Annotated in this window: 3 protein-coding genes; 2 read left to right on the top strand and 1 reads right to left on the bottom strand. The window is 73.7% G+C overall.

Going from position 1 to position 4,689, the window contains the following annotated elements; all coding sequences use genetic code 11:
- Positions 1 to 35: 35 nt before the first annotated feature.
- A complete protein-coding gene (locus tag ACFXJL_RS32180) occupies positions 36 to 239 on the bottom strand; it encodes a hypothetical protein (RefSeq protein WP_384698411.1) in 204 nt (67 codons plus the stop codon).
- 414 nt (positions 240 to 653) lie between these two features.
- Between ACFXJL_RS32180 and ACFXJL_RS32175 the strand changes: the two genes are divergently transcribed.
- Positions 654 to 2,033, top strand: coding sequence for a helix-turn-helix domain-containing protein (locus tag ACFXJL_RS32175; RefSeq protein WP_384698408.1), 1,380 nt, complete (start codon positions 654 to 656; stop codon positions 2,031 to 2,033).
- Between the two features lie 237 nt (positions 2,034 to 2,270).
- Positions 2,271 to 4,689, top strand: a 2,419-nt coding sequence (locus ACFXJL_RS32170) for an AMP-binding protein (RefSeq protein WP_384698405.1), incomplete at its 3' end; no start/stop codon positions are given.

The raw sequence follows: 4,689 nt of genomic DNA, 5'->3' as shown, positions 1-4,689 counted from the left end.
GCTTTGGAGTCAGTCCCAGGGATCGTTCATGGCCGTCAGTCCCAGGGGTTGTTGTCGTTGGAGGGGCTCGGGGCCGGGGTGGGCGGGCCGGCCGGGGACGGTCCGTCTGCCTGGGCCGAGGTGGCCGAGGGCCCCACCGGGGTGCTCTCGCCGGCCAGGGCCGCCTGGGTGCCGAACAGTGCGGCGCCGGCGACGGCGGCGGTGACGGCCGCGGTGCGGAGGGCCTGGGCGAGAGCCATGATCCGATCCCTTCGATTGGGGCGTTCCCGCTGGTGGCGGGGCGTTTCCTGCTTCGTGGACACCACGTTATGAAGGGGTGGAATCGCCGGACCGGCCGTGCTCCTATCGCCCAGCTATCACGGTCCGGACGGAGTGCGGCGGTACGGGGCCGGTTCGAGTCGCGGGCTCCGTACCGCCGGCGTACCGTCCGCACTGGCCGGCACGGGAGCCCCACCATCACCAGGGGTCGCGGCGTGGACGGGTCCGGCGACAGGAAGGGCGTCCGGTGGCGCGGTCCCGCCCCGACCGGGGTGATAGCGGCCCGGCGATCCGCCCGCCGCGGCCGTGGTGCGCTGGCGGCGCCGGGATGGTGACGCGATAGCGGGGTGCCGACGATAGGACGTGTCCCTCCCCACCCCGTTCAGGGAGCGCCCATGAACCCCGCGCACTTCGCAGAGACCGTCACGGATTCACAGGTGGGAGCCCTGATCCGGGCCCATCGGCTGCGTATCGGACTGACCCAGAGGGAGCTGGCCGACCTGTCCACGATCAGCGTGCGGGCGATCCGCGATCTGGAACACGGTCGGGCAACCCGCCCCCGTACCGACACGGTGCGGCTGATGGCGGACGCCCTGCGGCTGGGGCCCCGGGCCAGGACCGCGCTGGAGGAGGCCGCGCGGCCCGGCCGCGCGGGCAGAGCCCCGGCGGGGCCTCCGGCCCCGCCGAACGCCCCGAAGCCACTGGTGGGAAGGGACACGGAGACCGCCACCCTGGTGCAGGAGCTGGCGCCGGACGGCGGGGAGCGGCTGGTGCATCTGGTGGGTCTGCCCGGGGTCGGCAAGACCCGGGTGGCACTGGCCGCGGCGGCGGCTCTGCACGTCTCCGGGATGCCGGTGCTGTGGCACGCCTTCCCCGGCGCGGCCCGCGAGTACGGCCCGGCGTCCGCCGGGCCGTGGTCGGAGCTGACGGAGCGTCTGGTGTCGGGGCTGTACGCGCCCGAGTTACCGCACCGGGGGCCCGCGGGTGGGGAGTCGGCGAGCGCGCTGCTGGGCGAGGGGCCGGTGCTGCTGGTACTCGACGGCGCCCCGGCGCACGCTCCGCGCGCGGACCGGCTGACCCAGCTGCTGCACGAGGTGCCGGGGCTGCGGCTGCTGGTGACCTCCGACGAGCCGTGGCAGGCCCCCGGTGAACGACTCTTCCTGCTCTGCCCGCTGCCCGTGCCGTCCGCCGGTACCTGCGGGACGGCGGACGGTCCGCAGCCGGCCGGAGACGAGCGCGAACCCGCGGTGCGGATGTTCCTGGACCAGGTGCGGCGGGTGCTGGCGGCTCCGGCGATGACGGCGGCCGACCGGGAGCGGGCGGTACGGATCTGCCGGCTCCTCGATGGACATCCGGGCGCGCTGTCGGCCGCCGCCTCCTGGCTTGTCGTCTCCGATCTGGCGGCGCTCTGCGACACGCTCGCGGTGGATCCGGCGGCGTTCCTCGACCATCTCGGCGGCCGGGACGACCGGCTCCGGGACTCCCTGTACGGCCGGATCGGGCGGCTGCCCGCGGGGCCGCGCGCCGTACTCGGCGCCCTGTGCGCCGCGCCGGGCCCGGACTCCGTCGCCGACGGCTTCGGGTTGCCCGCGCTCACCACGCTGACCGCCGGCAGTCTGCACGAGTGCGGGCGGCTGCTGCGGGAGCTGCTGCTGTCGGGGCTGGTCCGGGCGGCCCATGAGGAGGGTCCGGCCCGCTTCCGGGTGCCGGCGCTGGTCAGGGCGCTGGTGACCGGGGCCCCGGTGGGCGCGCCGCAGGCAACTGCCGCCGTCTGAACTGCTCCCGGAGTGCCGGGATAACTGCCGCCCGGGGCCGGACGGCGCGGATTGGATGGGCCGTGCGAGTTCCCGGCGGACCGGGCCGGGAGACCGGACCGGCAGGACCGGCCGGGGACCTCGCAGTCGCACCGCATCCGCACGCCGAACCGCCGGACCGCTCCGCCCGTACGCGGGGCCGGTCCGCATCCGCCGAGCCGAGCCCGTCGCGCCGGCCCGTCCCCGAGGAGCGACCGTATGTCCCCCAAGGCATCCGTCAGGCTGCCGCTGTCGGCGGCCCAGCGCGAGATCTGGCTGGCCCACACGCTGGATCCGTCCGGTCGGCGCTACAACATCGGCGAGTACCGGGAGTTGCGCGGCCGGGTCGATCCGGAGCTGGTCAGGGCCGCGTTCCGGCAGCTCGCCGTGGAGACCGACGCGATGCGGATCCGGGGTGTCGGCGCGGACGGCGACGGCCCCTGGCAGACCCTGCACGCCGACCCGGGCGACCAGGAACTGGCGCTGGTGGACCTCAGCGGCGCCGAGGACCCGGCCGCCGCGGCCCGCGACTGGATGGCGGCCGAGCTCGCCCGCCCGTTCGATCTGGCGGCGGACTGGCTGACCCGGCACGCCCTGGTGAAGGCCGGTGAGAAGCTGTGGTTCCACTTCCACGGTTTCCACCATCTGGTCATTGACGGCGCCGGGCAGTCCCTGCTGAGCGCCCGGCTGGTGGAGCTGTACGAGGACGTGGCGGCCGGGAGGCCGTGGCGTCCGTCGCCGTTCGGTTCGCTGACGGAACTGCTCGCCGAGGAGACCGGGTACCGGGAGTCGCCGCAGGCGGCGGAGGACCGGGCGTACTGGGTCGCGAAGACGGCGGACCCGCCGCCGGCGGCGCGGATCGCCGGGGGGCGCTCGGCGCCCGTACCGCCCGGTTCGCTGCCGTTCGTGCGGCGGACGGTGACCCTCCCCGCGCCGTACGCCCGGCAGTTGCGGGAGATGGCCCGCGCGCACGGGGTGCCGTGGACGAGGGCGGTGATCGCCCTGGTCGCTGCCTACGTCCACCGGGCATCCGGAACGGACGCCGAGGAGCTGACGCTGGCGCTGCCGGTGAGGGCGCGGATCGGGGAGACGGCCCGCAGCACCCCGGGGATGCTGTCGAACATCATTCCGCTACGGCTGCCGGTGCCCGCGGGCGGCACACTGGCCGGGCTGCTGGGGGCGGTGGTGACGGAGGTCCGGCAGGGGCTGCGGCGGCAGCGGACCCGGTTCGAGGAGTTGGGCCCGGAGGGCGCGCCCGGGCGACCGCCGGTCTCCCTACAGCTGAACATCATCGCGTTCGCACCGGGGATGCAGTTCTTCGGTGTGCCGACCACCCAGCACAACCTGGGGAACGGGCCGGTGGACGGGCTGGCGGTCGCGGTCTACGACCTGGGGCCGGAGGACGGGCTGCGGATCGACTTCGACGCGGCGCCGGAGTCCTGCGACACGGCCGCCGTCGCCGCGCACCAGGACCGTTTCGTACGGTTCGTGGGCACCGCGCTCGCCGCGCCCGAGGAGCCGCTGTCCGCGCTGGAGTTGATGGACCGGAGCGAACGGCGGCTTGTGCTGCACGAGTGGACGGGGGTGACGGCTCCGGTCGACGAGCGGCCGTTGACGGAGCGGTTCGAGGAGCAGGCCCGGATCCGCCCGGACGCGGTCGCCGTGGTCTTCGGCGAGGACCACCTCACCTACGGCCGCCTGAACACCGAGGCCAACCGACTGGCCCACCACCTGCGCGCCACCACCGGACTGGGCCGCGGCGACCTCGCGGGCATCCTCGTCAACCGCTCACTTCCCCTGGCCACCGGCATCCTCGCCGTACTCAAAACCGGCGCCGCCTACACCCTCCTGGACCCCGACTACCCCGATCTGAGACTCACCAGCACCGCAACCGACGCCGGAATCACGGCCCTGGTCACGACGGAGGGCTATGCGCACCGGGTGCCCGGGCCCTGGTCGGTGGTACGGGTCGACTCCGAGGCCCCGGCGATCGCGGCGCGGCCGGGGAGCCGCCCGGAATCAGTACTCACGGGCCCCGACGACTCTGCCTGTGTGATGTTCACATCGGGATCGACCGGACGCCCGAAAGGGATCCTCTCCTCGCACCGGAACCTGACCTCCACCCTCACCGGCCAGACCTACTGCACCTTCGGCCCCGACGAAACCTTCCTCCAATGCTCACCCGTCTCCTGGGACGCCTTCAGCCTCGAATTCTGGGGCGCCCTCCTCCACGGCGGCACCACCGTCCTCCAACCCGGACAACGCCCCGAACCCGCCCTCATCGCCCACCTCACCCCCCACCACCACATCACCATGCTCCAACTCTCCTCCAGCCTCTTCAACTACCTCACCGACGAACACCCCACCACCTTCACCACCACCCACACCGTCTACACCGGCGGCGAACCCGCCTCCCCCACCCACATCCACACCCTCCAACAACACCACCCCCACCTCACCATCACCAACGGCTACGGACCCGCCGAATCCCTCGGCTTCACCACCACCCACACCATCCCCCAACCCACCAACACCCCCACCACCCAACCCACACCCATCGGCACACCCCTCACCAACAAACACACCTACATCCTCGACCACCACCTCCAACCCGTCCCCCCAGGCACCACCGGCGAGC

The sequence above is a fragment of the Streptomyces sp. NPDC059256 genome (assembly GCF_042753785.1).
In the GTDB taxonomy this organism is placed as follows: Bacteria; Actinomycetota; Actinomycetes; order Streptomycetales; family Streptomycetaceae; genus Streptomyces.
This window is presented reverse-complemented; position numbering and strand designations above follow the sequence as displayed.

Bases quoted from the DNA above. Each gene is read 5' to 3' on its own strand.
- ACFXJL_RS32175 (WP_384698408.1), top strand. From the start codon at position 654: ATGAACCCCGCGCACTTCGCAGAGACCGTCACGGATTCACAGGTGGGA.
- ACFXJL_RS32180 (WP_384698411.1), bottom strand. From the start codon at position 239: ATGGCTCTCGCCCAGGCCCTCCGCACCGCGGCCGTCACCGCCGCCGTC.